This window comes from Flavobacterium glucosi (genome assembly GCF_048286535.1).
Taxonomy (GTDB): Bacteria; Bacteroidota; Bacteroidia; order Flavobacteriales; family Flavobacteriaceae; genus Flavobacterium.
In genome coordinates, this window is record NZ_JBLVPK010000017.1 from 1 (window position 1) to 1,180 (window position 1,180).

The 1,180-nt window shown below is 30.9% G+C and carries 2 protein-coding genes; both read left to right on the forward strand.

Features of this window, described 5'->3' with window-relative positions:
* The first annotated feature begins 11 nt into the window (after nucleotides 1-11).
* A complete protein-coding gene (locus tag ACNQGD_RS14955; protein WP_417999839.1) occupies nucleotides 12-977 on the forward strand; it encodes an IS30 family transposase in 966 nt (321 codons plus the stop codon).
* 14 nt (nucleotides 978-991) lie between these two features.
* Nucleotides 992-1,180: nicotinamide mononucleotide transporter (locus ACNQGD_RS14960; protein ID WP_417999838.1), on the forward strand; the 189-nt coding region annotated here is incomplete at its 3' end.

The window sequence follows — 1,180 nt, forward strand, 5'->3', positions numbered from 1 at the left end:
CAAAATTGTAAATAATTAGCCACATAAACACCGAACAAAGATACACAATACGTGTAATATTAGAACAAAAAAATAAAAAAAACGCAATAGCAGTTTTTTTAAATAGAGATAAATCTGTTATAACCCGTGAATTAAAGCGTAATTGCGATTTACGCAATGGCAAATACAATTGTGAATTAGCTCAGAGAAAATATGCTAAGCGTCAAGCAGAAAAGCCTAAAAAGGTTCGTCTTACTACTGAAATCAAAACTACTATTAGAAAATATTTACTTGAAGATTTAAGTCCTGAACAAATTGTTGGTATCTGTCAGAAAAAAGGAATTGATTGTGTTTCGATAGAACGGATTTATCAGTACATCTGGAAAGACAAGAAAGACAAAGGAGTTCTGTATTTAAGTTTGAGAAGTACAGGAAAACGGTATAGAAAAAGAGGAAACAAAAAAGATTCCCGAGGTCTAATCACAAATAGGAAATCAATAGAAGATAGACCAAAAATAGTAGATTTAAAAGAACGGTTTGGAGATTTAGAAATCGACACTATAATTGGAAAAAATCATAAAGGAGCGATCGTTACAATCAATGATAGAGCAACTGGTGTATTGAGAATGAAAAAGATAGAAAGTAAAGAAAGTGAATTGGTAAAGCGAGCAACAATCAAATTACTACAGAATTGGAAGTCAATTATAAACACCATAACTTCGGATAATGGAAAAGAATTTGCACAACATCAGGAGATAAGTAAAGCACTTGAAATCGATTTTTTCTTTGCTAATCCTTACAGTCCTTGGGAACGTGGTGCAAATGAAAACCTAAATGGACTAATAAGACAATATATACCCAAATCAACAGCATTTGATGAAATAACTCATGAGAAAATTATAGAAATACAAGAGAAATTAAACAATAGACCAAGAAAAAGATTTAATTTTGAAACACCTAATTATATGTTTAATCAAAAAGTTGCATTTATAACTTGAATCCTGCTTGACTAATGATAGAATACTTTTTTTCTCAATACAGAGATTATCCCACATTCGACATTGTTTTGGAAATTGTAGCAGTAATTTTTGGATTATTGAGCGTTTGGTACGCCAAAAAAGATAATATTTTGGTTTTTCCAACCGGATTAGTAAGTACCTCAATATTTGTGTATTTGCTTTGGAAATGGACTTTATGGGGC